General features: G+C 71.2%; 17 protein-coding genes. 8 read left to right on the top strand and 9 right to left on the bottom strand.

All coding sequences use genetic code 11. The annotated features are described in order from the left end of the window. Positions 1–100: 100 nt before the first annotated feature. Entirely contained in the window at positions 101–2,896 is a 2,796-nt protein-coding gene (locus M4D53_RS11105; protein WP_259954036.1) for a hypothetical protein, read from the top strand. On the opposite strand, the gene M4D53_RS11100 is transcribed toward M4D53_RS11105, so the two are convergent. After that, a complete protein-coding gene (locus tag M4D53_RS11100; RefSeq protein ID WP_259954035.1) occupies positions 2,860–3,792 on the bottom strand; it encodes a LysR family transcriptional regulator in 933 nt (310 codons plus the stop codon). The genes M4D53_RS11105 and M4D53_RS11100 overlap by 37 nt on opposite strands. 147 nt (positions 3,793–3,939) lie before the next feature. On the opposite strand from M4D53_RS11100, the gene M4D53_RS11095 reads away from it, so the two are divergent. From M4D53_RS11095 to M4D53_RS11085, 3 genes are read left to right on the top strand one after another with little or no spacing between them, the layout of a single operon-like run. Further along, positions 3,940–5,316: an MFS transporter gene (locus tag M4D53_RS11095; protein WP_187662392.1), complete on the top strand. Its 1,377-nt coding sequence runs from the start codon at positions 3,940–3,942 to the stop codon at positions 5,314–5,316. A gap of 40 nt (positions 5,317–5,356) precedes the next feature. Next, complete coding sequence (locus M4D53_RS11090; RefSeq protein WP_187662391.1) at positions 5,357–6,577, top strand: FAD-dependent monooxygenase; 1,221 nt, start codon at positions 5,357–5,359, stop codon at positions 6,575–6,577. Next, complete coding sequence (locus M4D53_RS11085; RefSeq protein ID WP_187662390.1) at positions 6,574–7,194, top strand: NADPH-dependent F420 reductase; 621 nt, start codon at positions 6,574–6,576, stop codon at positions 7,192–7,194. The genes M4D53_RS11090 and M4D53_RS11085 overlap by 4 nt, the downstream gene beginning before the upstream one ends. Positions 7,195–7,283: 89 nt before the next feature. On the opposite strand, the gene aztD is transcribed toward M4D53_RS11085, so the two are convergent. From aztD to aztB, 4 genes are read right to left on the bottom strand one after another with little or no spacing between them, the layout of a single operon-like run. After that, the gene (gene aztD, locus M4D53_RS11080) at positions 7,284–8,483 is read right to left on the bottom strand and encodes a zinc metallochaperone AztD (protein WP_259954034.1); all 1,200 of its coding nucleotides are present in this window, start codon (positions 8,481–8,483) and stop codon (positions 7,284–7,286) included. Positions 8,484–8,511: 28 nt separating this feature from the next. Then, a complete protein-coding gene (gene aztC / locus M4D53_RS11075) occupies positions 8,512–9,429 on the bottom strand; it encodes a zinc ABC transporter substrate-binding protein AztC (protein ID WP_259954033.1) in 918 nt (305 codons plus the stop codon). A gap of 1 nt (position 9,430) precedes the next feature. Next, a complete protein-coding gene (locus tag M4D53_RS11070; RefSeq protein WP_259954032.1) occupies positions 9,431–10,657 on the bottom strand; it encodes an ABC transporter in 1,227 nt (408 codons plus the stop codon). Positions 10,658–10,677: 20 nt separating this feature from the next. After that, a complete protein-coding gene (gene aztB / locus M4D53_RS11065) occupies positions 10,678–11,556 on the bottom strand; it encodes a zinc ABC transporter permease AztB (protein WP_187662386.1) in 879 nt (292 codons plus the stop codon). A gap of 55 nt (positions 11,557–11,611) precedes the next feature. On the opposite strand from aztB, the gene M4D53_RS11060 reads away from it, so the two are divergent. After that, the gene (locus tag M4D53_RS11060; RefSeq protein ID WP_259954030.1) at positions 11,612–12,355 is read left to right on the top strand and encodes a metal ABC transporter ATP-binding protein; all 744 of its coding nucleotides are present in this window, start codon (positions 11,612–11,614) and stop codon (positions 12,353–12,355) included. Here M4D53_RS11060 and M4D53_RS11055 read toward each other — a convergent pair. Both M4D53_RS11055 and M4D53_RS11050 read right to left on the bottom strand, forming a co-directional pair. Then, on the bottom strand, positions 12,293–12,637 hold the full coding sequence (locus M4D53_RS11055) for a hypothetical protein (protein ID WP_187662384.1): 345 nt from the start codon (positions 12,635–12,637) through the stop codon (positions 12,293–12,295). The two genes, M4D53_RS11060 and M4D53_RS11055, sit on opposite strands and share 63 nt — an antisense overlap. Positions 12,638–12,709: 72 nt before the next feature. Continuing rightward, a complete protein-coding gene (locus M4D53_RS11050) occupies positions 12,710–13,540 on the bottom strand; it encodes a putative endonuclease domain-containing protein (RefSeq protein ID WP_232089099.1) in 831 nt (276 codons plus the stop codon). Positions 13,541–13,707: 167 nt separating this feature from the next. On the opposite strand from M4D53_RS11050, the gene M4D53_RS11045 reads away from it, so the two are divergent. After that, complete coding sequence (locus M4D53_RS11045) at positions 13,708–14,199, top strand: DUF1269 domain-containing protein (RefSeq protein ID WP_187662382.1); 492 nt, start codon at positions 13,708–13,710, stop codon at positions 14,197–14,199. Positions 14,200–14,285: 86 nt separating this feature from the next. Beyond that, complete coding sequence (locus M4D53_RS11040; protein WP_259954028.1) at positions 14,286–14,801, top strand: GNAT family N-acetyltransferase; 516 nt, start codon at positions 14,286–14,288, stop codon at positions 14,799–14,801. A 10-nt stretch (positions 14,802–14,811) separates the two neighbouring features. Here M4D53_RS11040 and M4D53_RS11035 read toward each other — a convergent pair whose 3' ends face one another. After that, a complete protein-coding gene (locus M4D53_RS11035; protein ID WP_187662380.1) occupies positions 14,812–16,212 on the bottom strand; it encodes a threonine/serine exporter family protein in 1,401 nt (466 codons plus the stop codon). A gap of 96 nt (positions 16,213–16,308) precedes the next feature. Here M4D53_RS11035 and M4D53_RS11030 point away from each other — a divergent pair, with 96 nt between their 5' ends. Further along, entirely contained in the window at positions 16,309–17,793 is a 1,485-nt protein-coding gene (locus tag M4D53_RS11030) for a serine/threonine-protein kinase (protein WP_259954027.1), read from the top strand. 39 nt (positions 17,794–17,832) lie between these two features. On the opposite strand, the gene M4D53_RS11025 is transcribed toward M4D53_RS11030, so the two are convergent. Further along, positions 17,833–18,171: a DUF7882 family protein gene (locus M4D53_RS11025; protein ID WP_187662378.1), complete on the bottom strand. Its 339-nt coding sequence runs from the start codon at positions 18,169–18,171 to the stop codon at positions 17,833–17,835. Positions 18,172–18,258 lie beyond the last annotated feature (87 nt).

Here is an 18,258-nt window from a genome sequence, read left to right as displayed (position 1 = left end):
ACCCCTCCCCATCCGTCGGCAACCCTTGCCCTGCCGAGGTCCTCGCGCCTACGGTGAGGTGACGGGTGGGATCCGCACCCGAGGCGGGGGCCGTTCGATCATGAGAAGAGTCCGATTCGGCGTTCTGGGCGTGCTGCTGGCCGCCGTGGTCGGTTTCGGCGGCGCACTCCCCGCCGTCGCGGCCGAGCCCACTGCCCGGCTCTCGCTCTTCAAGGCGATCGAGAACCTCGACACGGGGGCCAGTCTGGGGGATCGGACCCTGTGGACGATGCACGCCGTCAACGTGGCCACGGGGGAGACCTTCACCGGCGACGGCCTCAATGGCATGCAGTCGCGCCTCGTCCCGCCGGGCACCTACCGCATCTTCGAGACCGGCGGTGTGGCCGGTTACGCCTTCTTCGCCTGGAACTGCGACGGCGACATGACGACGGAGCCGGAACGCACGATCACGATCACCGCGAACCAGTCGATGACGTGCACGGTGCAGAACAACGCCATCCAGGGCAGACTCACGCTCGTCAAGAACGTGCAGGGCGGCGGCGCGGCCCCGTCGGAGTGGACGCTGCGGGCCCAGGGACCGTCGACCATCGAGGGGGTGGGAGGCTCGGCCGAAGTGCAGAACCAGCCCGCCCGGATCGGCGTCTACACGTTGAGCGAGTTCGGCGGACCGGGGAGCTACGTGCCGGGGCCGTGGACGTGCGAGCGGCGGGATCTGACGACCGGAGAGGTCGCCGAGGTCCCCGTGAGCGGCGACCAGTTCGAGATGACGCTCGGCGGTGCGGTGACCTGTCAGATCACGAACACCGGGGATCTGCCCCACCTGACGCTCGTCAAGGAGGTCGTCGACCCGGCAGCCACCGGATACCCGTTGGCCGCCCCGTCGGACTTCGTGCTGAGCGCGAGCGGACCCGAGCGGATCTCCGGTCCCTCCGGCTCGGACGCCGTCGACCACGCTTCCATCGACCCCGGCGCCTACACGCTCGCCGAGAGCGGCCCTGCCGGATACAGCGGAGGCGCGTGGACCTGCGTCGACGCCACGAGCGACGGCGGCATCGACGGCGGCCTCCTCTTCGTGCGCGAAAGCTCCGACATCACCTGCCGCATCACCAACACCTTCGCGGGCGGCTGGCTCACCCTCGTCAAGAACGTGGTGGGCAGCGACCAACCGCCGTCCGACTGGACCCTGACGGCTGCAGGACCGGAAACGGTCACCGGTGCCTCCGGATCCGCTGCCGTCTCCCGCGTCCCGGTGCCGGTCGGCGACTACGCGCTCGCCGAGGCGGATGGCCCCGCCGGGTATGCGGCCGGCCCGTGGTCGTGCACGGGCGGCGCCCTGGCGACCGACACCGTGACGGTCGGCGCCGGAGCGGACGTGACATGCACGGTCACGAACACCCTCGAGGTCGGCCAGCTCACCCTGGTGAAGAACGTCGTGAACGCGGGCGGCGGCCCGCTCACCGCGCAGGACTGGGAGCTCACCGCGAGATCGGCCGACACCGTCATCAGCGGCGCCTCCGGCTCGGGCAAGGTCAGCTTCGCGGCGGTGGCACCGGGGACCTTCACCCTGTCGGAGGCCAGTACCGCTCCGGAGGCGGGCTCCTATACGAGCGAGGGCTGGTCGTGCGTCGATGACGAGGGCACTCCGGTCGGCACGGGCGACACCGTGGAGGTCGTGCCGTTGGAGAGTGTGATCTGCACCGTCACGAATCGATGGACCGAGTCGACCCTGACGCTGCGCAAGCAGGTCGCCTCCGCCTTCGGCACGCCGGCCCTGCCCTCGGCCTGGACGCTGACCGCGACCGACGGCGCCGCCACGGTGTCGGGGCCCGCCAACTCCCCGGCTGTCACGCAGGCGGCGGTCGCCCCCGGCGCGTGGACCCTCGGCGAGACGGGAGGCCCTTCCGGCTACGACCCTCTCGGGTGGAACTGCTCGGGCGGGTCCGTGTCCGGGGATGTCGTCCAGGTTCCTCCGTCCAAGGACGTGGTGTGCATCCTCACCAACGCATCGATCACGCCCAGCCTCACGCTGGTCAAGCAGGTGGTGAACGGCGAGCGCGGCCGAGCCGTGCCTGCGGACTTCGAGCTGAAGGCCCGCGGTCCGGGCAATGCGGCTCTCTCCGGTCCCAGCGGCTCGGAGTTCGTCACCGACATGCAGCTTCCGCCGGGCGACTACATCTTCTCCGAGGACGGCCCGAGCGGCTACGAGGGCGAGTGGTCCTGCACGGGCACCGCCTGGGACGGGACCACGGCGACGCTGGGGTTCGGGGAGGACGCGATCTGCACCGCGACCAACACGTTCGTCGGCGGAACCCTGACGCTTCGGAAGGCCATCGTCGGGGTCGGCCCCGGGGCGCCGACCGGGCCCGCCGACGCCACGGACTGGACCCTGCGCGCCATCGGCGGCGGGCAGTTCCCGCGTCCGCGCATCGAGGGGGCGTCCGGAGAGACCGCAGTGACCCTCGCTCCGCTCGGCGCCGGTGCGTTCCGGCTCTCGGAGCGGGCGGTCGCGGGGGCGCCCACAGCGGACTACCGCAGCGACGGCTGGGCGTGCACCGGGGGAGCGCTGGAGGGCGACGTCGTCGAGGTCACGGCCGGGATGGACACCGTGTGCACGGTCACGAACGTCTACGACCCGGGGCCCGAGCCCGAGCCCGAACCCGAACCGGAACCGGAGAACCCGGATCCCGGAACGGACGGAGGCCCCGGCCCGGCGACCGGGTCGGAAGGCGGGGCGGCCTCCGACCTGGCCACGACAGGGCTCGCGCCGGCGACGGTCGTGATGGCAGGCGCCGGTGGTCTGCTCGTGCTCCTCGGGGCCGTGCTGATCGCGACCCGCCGTCGCCGACGGCGAGGAACGGATCAGGGAACAGGTGTCCGCACGTCCGCGCGTCCGTAGTCGCCGAGCTTCTCCACCGCGAAGTCGAGGAGGGCATCGGCACGCGACGTCAGGGTCATGTCCGCCGGCCAGATCCCCACGACGTGGGAGACCGTCACCGGGGGGTCCAGGGGGCGGATCACGACCGGGCGTCCCTCGCTGCTCACGGGTAGGGTGTTGGGGCGGGACATGAGGAGGCCGTAGCCCAGGCCTCGGCCCACGAGGGCTTCGACGAGGGCGAGCTGGCTGACGCGGGCCTCGATCCGGGGCTCGAGTCCGCGCGCGGTGAAGGCATCGATGACGTTGCGCGTCCCCGGGCTGGCGTCGTACTGGATGTAGGGCTCGTCGGCGAGGTCCGGCAGGTCCAGGGTCGCCGCATCGGCCAGCGGGTGCGCGGGCGGCAGGTGGACCTCGAGCTCGGTGGCATAGATCCGCCGACGACGGTATCCGGCGGGCAGGGACACGTTGTACACGAGCGCCACATCGAGGTCTCCCGCGTCGAGTGCCGCGAGGAGTTCCTCGTTCGTGCCGATCATGATCTCGAGCTGCACGCCCGGATGGCGCTTCGGGAAGCCTTCGAGCAGCTCCGGAACCACGCTGGTCGCGAAGCTGGCGTAGCACCCGAGCGTGACCGGGCCGCGCAGCTCGGTGCCGCGGCGCGCGTCGAGGACGAGCTCCTGAGCATCCGCGACGATCCGACGGGCCTGCTTGGCGAACTGCTGACCGGTCGGCGTCAGAGTGAGGCCGCGTGCCTTCCGTCGCACGCAGAGCTGGGCGCCGACCGCCCGCTCCAGGCTCGTCACCGCCTGGGACAGCGCCGATTCCGAGATGTGCAGATGAGCTGCCGCGGCGCTGAGGGTCGGGAAGTTGGGCAGGGCGGCGAACAGCTCGAGCTGCCTCATGCTCACGTCGGACATGACGGCCCCCCTCGATTCTTCTTCCGCTCACCTGAACTATAACCACGAAGAAGTGCGATTTACGTACAGAGTCCCCCGCCCTCACGATGAGAGGGACACATCCCGATCCCCTCGCTCGCGAGGGGGACAACGACGTTAGGGACGACCATGACCTCCTCTTCCGCATCAGGCAACGCCAGCTCGCAGCGCCGCATCGCCTTCGCGACGATCATCGGCACGACCATCGAGTGGTACGACTTCTTCATCTACGCGACGAGCGCCGGGCTCGTCTTCGCACAGCTCTTCTTCCAACCCGCCGGCAAGGAGATCGGCCTGCTGCTCTCCTTCGCCACGGTCGGCATCTCCTTCCTCTTCCGTCCGCTCGGCGCCTTCCTGGCCGGGCACTTCGGCGACGTCCTGGGGCGGCGCACGATGCTCGTCCTCACCCTCGTGCTGATGGGAGCGGCCACCACCCTCATCGGTCTGTTGCCGACGTACGCCCAGATCGGGATCGCCGCGCCGATCCTCCTCCTGCTGCTCCGGATCCTCCAGGGTCTCTCGGCCGGCGGTGAGTGGGGAGGCGCGGTGCTGATGGCCGTCGAGCATGCCCCGGCCGACCGTCGAGGGCGCGCGGGGTCGTGGCCCCAGCTCGGGGTGCCCCTCGGCTTCCTCCTCGCCTCCGGAGTGACGGCCCTCATGACCGGCGTCATCACCCCGGGTGCCGCGTACCTGGAGTGGGGCTGGCGCGTGCCGTTCCTGGTGAGCGTCGTGCTCATCGCCGTCGGGTTCGTCATCCGGCGCTCCGTGTCGGAGAGCCCCGTCTTCGCGGAGATCGCACGCCGCGGACGGCAGTCCCAGGCGCCGATCGTGACCCTGTTCCGGCGCCACTGGTATCTGGTGCTCCTGGCCGCCCTCGTGTTCGCGGGCAACGGCACGCTCGGGTACATGACGACGGGTGGCTTCCTCAACAGCTATGCGATCAACGTGCAGAGCCTCGACACCACGGCGGTGCTCGTCGCCGCGTCGGTGGCCGCCGTCGTCTGGTTCTTCTCGACGCTCCTCGCCGGGTACCTCTCCGACGTGATCGGGCGGCGGAGCACCTTCCTGATCGGTTTCGCCCTGCAGGCTCTCGTCGTCTTCCCCGTGTTCTGGCTCGTCGACCACGGAGGTCTCCCGGGGCTGTACACCGCGCTCGTCCTCATCTCGACCGGACTGGGCCTCACCTACGGACCGCTGGCCGCCTGGTACTCCGAGATCTTCCCCGCCTCGATCCGCTTCTCGGGCGTCTCGATCACCTACGCGATCGGCGCGGTGCTGGGTGGTGCGTTCGCACCGATGATCGCCCAGTTGCTGCTCGACAGGACCGGTACGACCGTGGCCGTGTCGGCCTACCTCCTGGTGGCCTCGCTCCTCGGCGGCATCGCGACGCTGTGTCTGCGGGATCGATCGGGGATTCCGCTGGGACCGGACCACGAGGCCGAGCAGGCCACGGGAGCCACGATGTTCCGGTCGCGCCCGGCTGCGCCCGCGCTGGCCGCGAAGTGAGAGGACGCCTGTTCGTGCGTCATTCGATGAAGGAGAGGCAATGGTAGACAGCAGGACGAGGATCGCCGTGATCGGCGGGGGGATGGGCGGGCTCACGGCCGCGATCGCCCTCACCCGGATCGCCGGTGTCCAGGTCACCGTGTTCGAGCAGGCGACGGCGCTCGGCGAGGTGGGAGCAGGCGTGACCGTCGCCCCGAACGCGCAGCGCGTGCTGGACGCCCTCGGTGTGCTCGACCAGGTGCGACGGGCCGGGGCGACCCCCGACGGGCACGGCGTCTACCTGGATGCGAGTGGGGCGCTCGTCACCGACGCGGCGTGGGAGGACTCCGCGAAGCAGTACCGGAACATCGGGATGTACCGCCCGGATCTCATCGAGGTCCTGGCGCGCGAGGTCGACGGGGAGAGCATCCGCCTCGGGCACCGCCTGGCCTCCCTGCGCACGGAGGAGTCCGGCGTCCGCGTCACCTTCGAGAACGGGGTGACCGACCTCTTCGACGCGGTCATCGGGGCGGACGGCATCCACTCCGTGGTGCGCCGCAGCATCGTGCCCGATCCGGAGCCCGTGTACTCCGGCTACATCGTCTACCGGGGCGTCGTCGACGCCTCCCACCTGCCCGCGGACTGGCCGCGGATCAGCCAGGTGTGGATGGGGGATCAGCGGCACTTCATGTGCTACCCGCTGCAACAGCGCACCCTGTTCAACTTCGTCGCCGGGGTGCCCAGCGACCGCCCGCTCCACGGCCCCTGGTCGGGCCCCGCCGACGTGAGCGAGCTCCGCGCCGAGTTCGCCGGCGAGATGTGGGACACCCGGCTCCAGCGCTTCCTGGGAGCGATCGAGAAGACGTTCTGGTGGGGGCTCTTCGACCACGAGCCGCTCCGCAACTGGTCCCACGGAGCGGTGACCCTGCTCGGCGACGCCGCACACACGATGCTGCCGCACCAGGGCCAGGGCGTGAACCAGGCGATCGAGGACAGCATGGCGCTCGCCGTGTTCCTGAAGGCCGCCGACACGGTCGCCGACATCCCGGAGGCGTTCCGGCGCTACACCTCGGTCCGCATGCAGCGGACCGCGATCCTGCAGCACGGCTCACGGCGGGCGGGGTGGATGTTCGACGCGCAGCACGAGTTCGCGGACCGGCGGAAGCGCGACACCGACCTGCGCGTCGGGCGCGACTTTCGCCGGAGCGCGGTCTTCGACTACGACGCGAGGAAGGTCGCCGAGAGGGCGCTGGCCCGCTTCCGGAAGGAGCAGTACGCATGACCTCGATCAGCATCATCGGCAGCGGGAGGATGAGCGCTGCGATCGCGGACGTCGCCGCGCGCGCCGGCGCGGGTATCCAGATCGTCCGTCGGAGCACCGCCAGTTCCTCCGGCGACCGCCCCGACGTCACGTATGCCGCGCTCGGCGACGACCTCACGGGCGACCTGGTGGTGCTCGCAGTCCCCTCTGCGGCGTACCCGAGCATCCTCGACCACTATCGCGAGCGCCTGCGCGACAAGGTCGTGATCGATATCAGCAACCCCATCGACTTCACGACCTACGACGAACTGACCGTCCCGTCCGATTCGTCGAGCGCCGCGGAACTCGCGCGGATGCTCCCCGAGGGGGCAGCGGTCGTCAAGGCGTTCAACGTCAACCTCGGCGACACCCTGGTCACCGGCACCAACGGCACCACGCGGACGACGGTCCTCTTCGCCGGTGACTACGCGGAGGCGAAGATCGCCGTCGCGTCGCTGATCGAGGATGCGGGGCTCCGCGCCGTCGACGTCGGTCCGTTGTCCCGTGCTCGGGAGCTCGAGGCGATGGGGTTCCTCCAGATCGTCCTCGCCGCGCTCGGCGCCACGAGCTACGAGTCGGGATTCACCCTGCTGCCCTGAGGGTTCCGCGTCTGGTCGTGCCGGGAACGTGCACGGGACACGATGCTGCGGGTCCGCCCCGGAACGGGACGGACCCGCAGCGCCGAGGCTCAGCCGGCCGCCGGCGCGATCTCGTTCGGGGTGACCTCCAGCTCGGTGCTCGCGAGCACCTCGCCCGTGGTGAGGTTCACCGCGTGCACGCTGTCCGCGGCGGGCTCGGTCACGTAGGCGATGTCACCGGCGACGACGATGGCGGGGTGCGGGTCCTGCCACTCGGCCGGCCCTTCCCACGCCTCGATGACGGGGTAGGAGTCGGTGATCTCCCCGGTCTCGGGGTCGAGCACACGGATGGCACCGTCGGCGCCGAGGATGTAGGCCAGGTCGTCCGGCCCCCGCACGACGTCGCGGAAGGTGTACTCCGCTCCCTCCGGCAGGGACACGACCTCGGACGTCATCGCCGCGGTGTCGATGAGCGTGACGGCGTCGAGCAGGTACCCCTCGGCGTCAGGATCGTTCTTGTAGTCGCCCACCACGATCGGGCTCGTCTCGCTCACGTAGGCGTTGCCCATGCGGCCGTACGGCTGGTCCGGGGCGGCGAGCTTGGTGATCTCGCCGTCCTTGTAGACGAGCGCGCCGTCCTCGCAGCCGAAGACGACGACCTCGTCGGACGCCGTGCCTTCGCCGTGGACGCCGGGGCACTGATCGGACGCCGCGATCTCCGTGCCCTCCGCATCGCGCACCACGATGCCGCTGCGACCGTCCGCATCGCCCACCGTGGTGAGGAACGTGCCGTCCTCCAGCAGCACCGAGACGCCGTGGTGCGCCTCGACGCCGTCGATGGTCTCCACTTCCGGGAGGCCGTCGTCGCCGAGGGCGGCGGGGTCGAAGATCGTGGTGTCGCTCGTGCCGTCGGCGTAGAGGATGGTCTTGCCACCGTGACGGACCACGTGGCCGGGGGTGTCGGCCGCGAACACCGTGTCGGTCAGCGCCGCGTCATCGGTCGACCCGGCTCCGGTGTCGAGTACCTGGAAGCCCTCGCTCATCGTCACCATGACGTGGCGACCGTCGCCCGCCGGGTTCAGGCGGGTGAACGGCTCCGAATCGAAGTCGGCGACGGTGTCGAGGGTCTCCCCGTCGAGGACGAGGATGCCGCCCTCGTACGAGATGGTCACCCGGGGGCCGGGGTCCGACTCCGGGGCATCGCTCCCGGCAGAGCCGGACCCGGGGCTGGTCGAGCAGGCGGCGAGCGTCACGGCGGCGCCGAGGGCGACGGCCCCGGCCAGCGCCCGGCGCAGGGGGAGTGTCTTCATGCGGTGCTTCTTTCTTGTGAGGGTGGTCTCAACGGGTGAGACCGGAGGCGATGCGCTCGGTGTTGACGCGCATCATGGTCAGGTAGTCCGGGGCGCCGCCGTCTTCCGCGGTGAGCGACTCGGTGAACAGCTCGATCACCTCGACGTGGACGTCGGCCTCCTCGGCGAGCGCCTGGACGAGGCGGTCGGGGGAGGAGGACTCCGCGAAGACGGCGGGCACGCCCGTGTCCTCCACGGCGCCCACGAGGTCGGCGAGGTCGGAGGCCGAGGGTGCAGCGAGCGTGGTTCCGCCCGGGATCACGGCGCCGACGACCTCGAAATCGAAGCGGTCGGCGAGGTAGCCGAAGACGTGATGGTTGGTCACGAGCGCCCGGCGTTCGTCCGGGATCCGGGCGAATGCGGCGGTCATCTCGGCGTCGAGCGTCGTGAGCTCCTCGCGGTAGTCGGCGACGTCCGCGGCGAGGGTGTCGGCGTCGATCCCGTCGAGCGCGGCCAGGGCGGGCTCCAGGGCATCGACGACGTCGATCATGCGCGCGGGGTCGGTCCAGAAGTGCGCATCGGGCATTCCCGCGGCGTCGCCGTCGCGGTAGTCCAGCACCTCGATCGCGTCGCCGGCGACGAAGGACGGCACCTCCGCGGCGACGGCCGCGTCGAGATGCTGCTGCAGGCCCTCCTCGAGCCCGAGCCCGTTGGAGACGAGGAGGTCGGCGTCCCGGAGCGTGGCGGCCTCCTGCGCCGAGATCTCGAACGAGTGCGGGTCCGCGTTCGGCTTCATGAGGGTGACGACGCGAGCCTGACCCCCGACGAGCTCGCCGACCACGTCGCCCAGGATGTTCGTCGAGACGACGACCACCGGTCGCGTGTCGGCAGGGGTGGCGCAGGAGGTCAGGGTGGCAGCGGCGCACGCGGCGAGCGCCGTGGCGGTGAGAACGCGGAGGAAGCGCATGTCAGCGCCCCGTCTCGGCGACGAAGGCCGGGGCGTCGGTCGTGTCGAAGGTCCTCGCGACGCGGGCGCCGTCGGCGTAGTCGATCTCGAACAGCCGGTGCTCCGCCGGGCCGCTGAGGTAGGCACGGTGCTGGTCGGCGATGAGGACCGGGGTGGCTCCCCCCGCCACCGACTCCGCCACCAGCGGCGCCGTCTCCGCTCGCACCGCCCCGTCGAGCGCGCTGAGCACGAGCACACGGCCGTCCTCCGCGAGGGCGAGCAGGGTGTCGTCCTCATCGCCGACGGCTGTCACCTGCACGAGTGGGGCCGGAGCGGTGAGGAGGGTCCAGGCCCGGGCCCGGGTGTCGAGGATGCGGATGTCGGTGGGCCCGGCGAGGCCGGCGACCGTGGGGCGCCCCTCACGGTTGTGGAAGGACGTCACGGCTCCGGCCGGCGCGTCCTCCGGGTACGGGATGCGGTCGACGACGACGGCGCCGTCCTCGACCTGAGCCAGCAGGGCGCCGTCGGCGCAGCCGATCACCGCTCCGACCCTGGTCGTGATCGTGCCGCTCGGCGCGACGCAGCTCTCCCGGAGCCCGGTGCGCTCGCCGTGTGCCGTGTGGCCGACGACGGATCCGCCCGCCTCACCATCGTCCTCGGTCACGAGGGCGAACGACCCGACCGGTACCACCAGACCCTCGTGGGGAGTGCGCTCGATGCGGAACAGCTCACGGATCTCCCCCTTCGACAGGGCCTCCGTATCGAGGAGGACCGCGTCACCGGATCCGGAGAAGGAGATCCCCGTGCCGCCGGTGGTCGAGCTGTTCGTCGTCGCGACCGTTGCCGTGCCGTCGCCCTCGACCGTGCCGAGCAGCGCGGGCTCCGCCCGGTAGTAGTGGAAATGGTCGACGTGGTCCCACGTCCAGACGCCGCTGTCGACGACCTCGACGCCGTCGCCGGTGTCCGCGAAGAGGTACCGGCCATCGGTGGCCATGCCCTCGGGGGCGGCGACCGCACCGATGTCGGTGACGCTCTCATCCAGGAGGTCGAGGTGGGTCACCCGACCCGCGTCGTCGACGGTCGTGAGGCCGAGCTGCGGTTCGGCGACCTCTTCCGCTCCGGCGATCGCGCCGTGCCCGTCCGCGGGAGTCGAGGGCGCGGCCGGGCTCTGCGTCGCGGGACCGGCGCAGGAGGTGAGGGCGAGGGAGAGGGCGGCGAGAGTGATGAGGGGCAGGAGGCGGGAGCGCACGAGAACCTTTCGGAGACGGGTCAGGAGGCGGGAGCAGGGTCGGGATGGGCGGCCCGGTCGGCGAACGGATGCCGTGTGCGCACGGCGGCCCGCACCGCCCAGGAGAGGCCGGCGAGCCCGATCGCGGCGGCGGCGACGGACGCTCCGGCCGCGGTGGCCGCGTACCAGGACGCGAGGAGCCCGACGAGGACCGCGGCGACCCCGAACGCGGAGGCCAGGACCATGCGCGTGGGCAGCCGCGACGTCCACTGTGCGGCGGCGACCGCCGGAGCGAGGAGCAGACCGACGACGAGCAGCGAGCCGACCGCCTGGTACGACGCCACGACCGCGAGGGTCACCAGCCCGACCAGGGCCGCCTGGGCCCACCGCGGACGGAGCCCGAGCACCGTCGCGATCCGGGTGTCGAGGGCCAGCGCGACGAACGGTCGGTGGCAGAGGGTGGCGGCGATCACTCCCAGTGCCGCGGCTGCGGCGAGCAGGAGGAGATCGGCGCGGGTGATGGCGAGGATGTCGCCGAACAGGATGGCCGTCGCGTCCGTGGCGAAGCTCCCCGAGTGGGAGATGATGATGACGCCCAGAGCCAGCATCGCGACGAACAGCAGACCGATGCTCGTGTCGTAGGAGAGCCGGGCGCGTCGTTGCAGGGCGCCGATGCCGATGCTCATCGCGACGGCGCTGAGCGCTCCGCCCACGAGGACGGGAGCCCCGAGCACTGTCGCCAGCGCGACACCGGGCAGCATCCCGTGGGCCAGTGCCTCACCGAGGAACGCCATCCCTCGGACGACGACCCAGGTGCCGACGACCCCGCAGAGGACCGCGACGAGCGCGCCGCCGAGGAGCCCGCGCTGGAAGAACTCGAGCGTGAACGGGGTGAGGAGGGCGGAGAACGAGGAGGTCACGGAACGCGAGCCTATGCGTAGTTGAGAATGATTATCAAATTCATAAACTGGAGATATGACGACGCTCTCATCGACCACCGACCCCTCCGTGTGCCTGGACGGTGTCTCCGTGCGGTTCGGGGAGCGCGATGCGCTGCGCGACCTCACCCTGTCGATCGGAGTCGGAGAGGTCGTCGCCGTCTCCGGCCCGAACGGCGCCGGGAAGTCGACCCTTCTCGAGGTCGTCGCCGGCGTGCGTTCACCGACGCGAGGGCAGCGGAGCGTGACGGGCCGGATCGCCTTCGTGCCGCAGCGCGCCGTGGTGCCTCCCGGCCTGCCGCTCACGGCGCGAGATGTCGTGGAGGTGGGTACGTGGGGGCGCCTCGGCGCCTTCCGGCGGCGGGATCAGCGTGCGCGCCACGCGGTCGAGGCGGCGATGGAACGCACGGCCGTGCAGGCTCTCAGGCGTCGTCCGTTCGCGGAGCTCTCCGGTGGCCAGCAGCAGCGGGTGCTGCTGGCTCAGGGGCTGGCGGCAGGCGGGGCGGTCCTCCTGCTGGACGAGCCGACGACCGCTCTGGATGCGGAATCGGTCCAGCGGATCCGGGCCGTGCTGCGCGAGGAGGCCGAGTGCGGAACGACCGTGATCTGCGTCACGCACGACGCCGGGCTGATCGCGGCGGCCGACCACGGGATCGCCCTCCTCGACGGGGTGCGGCAGGCAGATCCGCGTCGCCGGGACGCGCGCACGGCGGTGCGGTCAGAGACCGTGCCCCATGTCGAAGTCGGAGAGTGCGGGGATGTCGATGTCTCCGCGCGATGACGAATCGCCCGTGGTCTTCGGGAAGTGGCGATGCGCGCGCAGCTCGTCGACCTCCGTCGCGAAGTCGGGTTCGGGGTCCGCGGTGTGGTGGGGGCTCACGAGCACATCGTTGCCGACACCCACGAGCAGATCGGCCCAGTCCTTCTCCCCGTCCAGGAGGATCGGGATCTCCACCGCTTCGGACTCGCCCTCGCTGGCGATCGCGGCCGCGAGGGTGAGGAGCGTCTCGGCGACGTCGTCAGAGGTGAGGAGCTGCTGGCCGGCGTAGGAGACGAGTTTCATGAGGACATCTTCTCGTCGTCGGCACCCTCCGGCACGGGGGTTGCGTCGATCCTCGAGCAGGGGATAAGCGGTTCAGCGCAGATAGGCGTCGACCATCAGGGCGCCGCGGATGTCGCGGAGCCGGTCGATGAGCCGGGTGATCCCGGCTGTGCCCACGGAGGCGAGGGGAAGGTCGAACGGGCCCAGGGGCTCCAGCTTCCCCATGCGCAGCCGGACGACCTCCCATCCGGCGCTGCGGACCGCGCGGTCCTTCCGGCGGTCCGTCTCCTCCCGCTTGCCGACGTGCTCCAGCCCGTGCCGGCCGACCGTGTCGTACTCGACCGCGATGCGCAGCTCGGGGAGCAGGATGTCGGGCCACACCTCCGTATGCCGGAAGAAGGGCCGCCCGACCTTGATCGCGTTGAGCTCGTCGGGGAACACCAGCCGTTCGGCCAGTGCCTGCCGGAGCTTCCCCTCCGCCGCCGAGGCCGGCTTCGGAGCGCATGCGCTCAGGAACGCGGTTCCCGTCGGCAGCGCAGGAGTCTTGGTGCAGAGCGCCGGTGCCGGCTTCTTCGGACGGGCGGGGAGCGCACGTGCCTCTCCGAGGATCACCGGCTGCGGCCGCGCCAGCGCCGCGCACTCCGGACACCAGGACGAGCGCCGTCGGACCCGCCCCGGACGCTCGCGCTGCTCGGTCGGCGTCGCCGCGAACAGGTGCCCGACGGCGCACTCCCAGCAGAGCAGGACATCGGCGGCCAGCGGGATCTGCGAGAGCACGATGCCGTGGTTGAGCTCCGGGTGGTACTGCCGGATGAGCTCGGGGTAAGCCGCCCACGCCGCCCGGTACGTCCCGACCGCATAGGGCACGTCGAGTCCGCGCGAGAACTGCCGTCTCGCCCACCACTGCTGCACGGACTCGGGCACGACAGCGACCGTAGGCCAGGCCACGGACATCGCCGAGCGGAGTCACCAGGGTGAACATCGCTCGCCGCTCTGTCGTGTCCCCAGGGGCGCGCCTAGGGTCGGTGGCGAAGACCGGTGCCTCTGCGCGCGTGGAGAGCATCTCCGACCGCAACCGAAAGCAGGAAACCATGGCTGAACTGATCGTCATCTCCTATGACACCGAGAGCGACGCAGAGGGCGCCTACAACCGCGTCCAGGCCCTGCAGGACGACCTCGTCGTCGAGCTCGCGGGCCTCGCGCTCGTGAAGGTCGACGGGGAAGGCAAGACGAAGGTGGAGTACCCGGGCGCCGGGAGCAGGATCGGCCTGGGCGTCGCGTCTGGTGCCCTGTTCGGCGCGCTGATCGGCATCCTGTTCTTCATCCCGGTCGCCGGCCTGGTGTTCGGCGGCCTGCTCGGGGCCCTGTTCTCCGGTCTCGACAAGACCGGCATCGACGCCGAGTTCCGCGACCGGGTCAAGGCCACCGTGACGGCCGGCAAGTCCGCCGTCGTCATCTACGCCCTCAAGCTCACGGAGGACAAGTTCGCCGAGGCGCTCGCCCCGTACAACGGCACCGTCGTGCAGACCTCGCTGTCCAAGGAGGACGAGGCCGAGCTGGTCAGGGACCTCGGCGGCCACTGACCGCCCAGTGATGCGCCCGCCGTGGATCCGTCCGCGGCGGGCGCATCGTCGTCTCCGGTGTCGGTGGGGCGTGCAAGGCTGCGCGCGTGGACACACTGAGCCTCCGGCCCTGGTCGGCCGACGATCTCCCTCTCCTGCGGGCGGCGAACACCCCGGAGATGACGGTGCACCTCAACGGGCCGGAGAGCGCGGCGGAGGTGCAGGCGCGTCACGAGAGGTATCTGCGTCTCGTCGCAGACGGCGAGGCCCTGATGTTCGCGATCATCGACGACGAGGGGCAGCCTCTCGGCTCGATCGGCGCGTGGCGGATCACGTGGCAGGACGAGCCCGCGTGGGAGACCGGCTGGTTCGTGCTGCCTGCCGCGCAGGGCCGGCGGGTGGCCGCCCGCGCTCTCGCTCTGCTCGTCGACGTGCTCCGTGGTCGAGTGGGGGACGGGCGGCTCCTGCTCGCGTTCCCCGCGGTCGACAACCCCGCGTCGAACGCCGTGTGTCGTCGCGGCGGGTTCGCTCGCCGGGGAACGATCACGGAGGACTTCCGCGGGGCCGAGCTCACGGTCAACGAGTGGGTGCTCGACCTCGCCGCCGACTCCTCGACGGGATGACGCCGTCGGGTCAGCGGCGCACGCGCGCCCTGGTCTTCGCCACCCCGGCGAGAGTCGCCCGCACCGGCGTTCCGAGGTAGAGCCCGAGGGAGGCGCCGGAGGCGAGGGCGATGCCGATCACGGCGGCGTCGATGAGCGATCCGCCCACGGTCAGCATCCCGGTGGAGGTGCCCGCCGCGTGCACGACCTCGAGCAGGCCCTGGAAGACCGCGACGCCGGGGACGAGCGGGACGATCGCCGCCGTCGTCACCGCGACCGAGGGCACGTGCAGGTTGTGTGCGATGAGCATGCCGATGAAGCTCGCCAGCAATGCTCCGACCGCGCTCGCCGCGGCCGGGTGCAGCTGGAGCGCGACGGTGCCCGCGTACCCGGCGAGGGTGACGGCGCTGAGCAGGGCGCTGACGAGGATGATGCGGATCCCGGCGCCGTTGAACACGGCCACCGCGACCGCGATGATGATGGCCCCCGCGAACTGGTTGAGCAGGGGTCCGAACGGCGCCGGGTCGTCCGGGAGCTCCATCGTGAAGCCCAGCACGCCACCGAGCTCCAGCCCGACGAGGATGCCGATCACCACGCCGAGCGTCTGCATCGTCAGGTCGAGGATGCGCCCCCCGGCGGTGAGTGCGAAGCCGTCGATGGCGTCCTGCGCCGCGCCCACCACGGTGAGCCCGGCGAGCATGAGCACGATGCCCGAGGCGACGATGATCGACGGACGGATGCCGACGAACGGTTCGATCCCCGCGCTGCCGAGCGCCGAGACCGCCACCGCGACGACCGTGGTGACGAGGCCCCCGGCGATCTGGCTGAAGAACAGCGGCACCCGCAGCCGGGCGAGACCCGCCTGGGTGAGCGCCGCCCCCAGGGCCGCGACGAACGTGAGACCCACGATGAGCGGAGAGGCCCCGAGCATGATGCTCACCCCGACCGCGAGGAGCGCCCGTGCGACGATCACCACGGGCTGCTGATAGCGGAAGGGCACGCGGCGGATGACGCGGAAGGCGGTGCGCGCGGATTCCAGGTCCAGGCCGCCGTCGATGTCGGCCACGAGCGCCTGCACGCGCTGCAGCTTGGCGTGGTCCGGGGCGGCGACGCGGACCACGCGGACGAGGGTCTCCGGCCACACCTCCCCGCTGAGGTGGAAGGAGACCGTGATCGAGTTGTAGGTCACGTCGACCTGCACGCCCTTGAGTCCATAGGCCTCGCACACGCGGGTGATCGCGAGCGTGACCTCGTGGGCGGAGGCGCCGACCGCGAACATCGACTCCCCGATGCGCGTCGCGAGATCGAGGACCCGCGGGACGGTGTGCTCGTCGATCACGGGCATCGCCTCGGTGTGGGCGACGGTGGACGGATCGGTGTGCAGCAGCCGGCGGACGGAGTGGAGCAGTCGCTGAGGGGAACGCGCGGGCATATGTCCCATTCTCCCGCGGGCGAGGACCTCCCGATCGACCGCCCCGCTGTCAAGGCCCGAGACGACCTCCGGCCACGCTTCTAGAGTGGCCTCGCCGTGGCGCTCCCGACGCCGTGGCAGGAGGACTCGACGATGACGGATGACTCGCTTCCCACGGAGGCGCTGCTCGATGGTCGCTACCACCTCCGGGAGTGCGTCGGGCAGGGCGGGATGGCGAGGGTGTACCGCGCCGAGGACTCGTTGCTCGGGCGCACAGTGGCCATCAAGATGCTGCGTGCGGAGACGGAGGAGGGGGCCGCGTCCGAGCGCGCTCGTGGCGAGATGACCGTCCTCGCCTCACTCAACCATCCCGCGCTGGTCACGCTGTACGACGCGCAGCTGCATCCCGGGCGGGCCGAGTACCTGGTCATGGAGTTCATCGACGGGCCGACCCTCGCGGCGCGGATCGCCCAGGGGCCGCTTCCTTCGGACGAGGTGGCGGCGCTGGCTGCCGACCTGGCGGAGGCTCTGCACGTCGTGCACGGCGCGGGCATCGTGCACCGCGACATCAAGCCCTCCAACGTCCTGCTCACGGGTCGCTCTCTCGCCGGGAGCCGATCGGGCGCGAAGCTCGCCGACTTCGGGATCTCGGTGCTCGTGGACGCGGCGCGGCTGACGTCTCCGGGGACGGTGATCGGGACCGCGGCGTACCTGGCGCCGGAGCAGTTGAACGGCGCGGCGCCGGCGCCCGCCGCCGACATCTACGCACTGGGGCTGGTCCTGCGCGAAGCGCTCACCGGAGAGCGCGCGTTCGCCGAGGCGGAGGGGATCGGGGCCACCCTGGCCCGCCTGATCGAGCCGCCCACGATCCCGGAATCCGTGGGTCCGGCGTGGTCCGCGCTGCTGCAGCGGATGACCGCCACGGATCCCGAGGACCGGCCGAGTGCCGCCGGCGTCTTCGCGGCGGTGTCCGCGCTCGCACAGGATCCTTCGCTGCCGCCCCGCCCGCCGGTGCCGGCCCCCATCGCCGCCGCAGCATTCGAGGATCGGACACCGACCGGCCCCTCCGCGCCCCCGACGCAGACCCGCGTGCTTCCCGTTCGTCCGTCTGCCGAGGGGGCGATGCTCCGCGCCCGGGCCCCTCGCACGCAGCGCGTCCGGCGGCGCCGCGGGCTCCTGACCGGCGCGGTCGCGGTCGCGGTGGCGCTCACCGTCGCCGGAACGCTCTGGGCGGCGGGGGCACTCAACCCGAATCCCGCGGTGACGCCTGTCGACACCGAGCCGAGCCCTCGTTCATCGCCCACGCCGGCAGTCGTGGTGCCCGTGACCGTCCCGGAAGACGGGGAAGAGCCGTCGACACCGGCCGAGGCTCCGCCCGCGGCACCGGAACCCGCGCCCGGCGTGCCGGCCGACAAGAAGGCGGAGAAGGCTCAGGAGGCCGCGGAGAAGACCACGCAGAAGGCCGCCGAGGAGCAGCGGAAGGCCGAGGAGGACGCGCAGAAGAAGGCCGAGAAGGCTCAGGAGCGCGCCGAGAAGGAGGCGGAGAAGGCCCAGGAGGAGGCGGAGAAAGCGGAAGCGGAGGACGCCGACCTCGAGGACTGAGTCCTCGGGCCTGCGACCTCCGCGTCGGCGGAGCCGGTGTCAGACGGTGAGGTCCGCGAGCTGCCGGGAGGCACTGCTCGTCTCGGTCGGCTCCGGCACCAGGTACAGGCCGTTCGTCGTGTTCGCGGTGTACGCCAGAGCGTCCACCCACCGCCGGTTGATGGCCGGGGGCCTGCTGCCGAAGAACTTGAACACGATGTTCGCGTTCGCGTGCACCCAGACTGTCGTCCGGCCGCCGCCGACGGAGGCGTCTTCCTTCCACGAGAACGGCATCGGCTCTCCGCGCCGGAGCTTCGTCATCATGACGAGCTGGATATGAGTGAGAGCGCGGTCCTCGATCTCGACCTTCGGACCGCCCTCGTAGATGAACTTGCCCATTGGATGGATCCTTCGTTCCATCACCACAGGAACCCGTTGCCAAGAGGCGCAACCACGCTGATCGCTGGTGGGGATATCTCTACGGTC

The organism is Microbacterium meiriae, from assembly GCF_025143875.1.
Taxonomy (GTDB): Bacteria; Actinomycetota; Actinomycetes; order Actinomycetales; family Microbacteriaceae; genus Microbacterium; species Microbacterium meiriae.
The sequence above is the reverse complement of the archived record's forward strand: the minus strand, read 5'-3'. Positions and strand labels throughout refer to the sequence as shown.

Excerpts from the sequence above, each read along its gene's own strand:
- M4D53_RS11105 (WP_259954036.1), top strand. The coding sequence starts at position 101 with ATGAGAAGAGTCCGATTCGGCGTTCTGGGCGTGCTGCTGGCCGCCGTG.
- M4D53_RS11100 (WP_259954035.1), bottom strand. The coding sequence starts at position 3,792 with ATGTCCGACGTGAGCATGAGGCAGCTCGAGCTGTTCGCCGCCCTGCCC.
- M4D53_RS11095 (WP_187662392.1), top strand. The coding sequence starts at position 3,940 with ATGACCTCCTCTTCCGCATCAGGCAACGCCAGCTCGCAGCGCCGCATC.
- M4D53_RS11090 (WP_187662391.1), top strand. The coding sequence starts at position 5,357 with ATGGTAGACAGCAGGACGAGGATCGCCGTGATCGGCGGGGGGATGGGC.
- M4D53_RS11085 (WP_187662390.1), top strand. The coding sequence starts at position 6,574 with ATGACCTCGATCAGCATCATCGGCAGCGGGAGGATGAGCGCTGCGATC.
- aztD (WP_259954034.1), bottom strand. The coding sequence starts at position 8,483 with ATGAAGACACTCCCCCTGCGCCGGGCGCTGGCCGGGGCCGTCGCCCTC.
- aztC (WP_259954033.1), bottom strand. The coding sequence starts at position 9,429 with ATGCGCTTCCTCCGCGTTCTCACCGCCACGGCGCTCGCCGCGTGCGCC.
- M4D53_RS11060 (WP_259954030.1), top strand. The coding sequence starts at position 11,612 with ATGACGACGCTCTCATCGACCACCGACCCCTCCGTGTGCCTGGACGGT.
- M4D53_RS11055 (WP_187662384.1), bottom strand. The coding sequence starts at position 12,637 with ATGAAACTCGTCTCCTACGCCGGCCAGCAGCTCCTCACCTCTGACGAC.
- M4D53_RS11045 (WP_187662382.1), top strand. The coding sequence starts at position 13,708 with ATGGCTGAACTGATCGTCATCTCCTATGACACCGAGAGCGACGCAGAG.
- M4D53_RS11035 (WP_187662380.1), bottom strand. The coding sequence starts at position 16,212 with ATGCCCGCGCGTTCCCCTCAGCGACTGCTCCACTCCGTCCGCCGGCTG.
- M4D53_RS11025 (WP_187662378.1), bottom strand. The coding sequence starts at position 18,171 with ATGGGCAAGTTCATCTACGAGGGCGGTCCGAAGGTCGAGATCGAGGAC.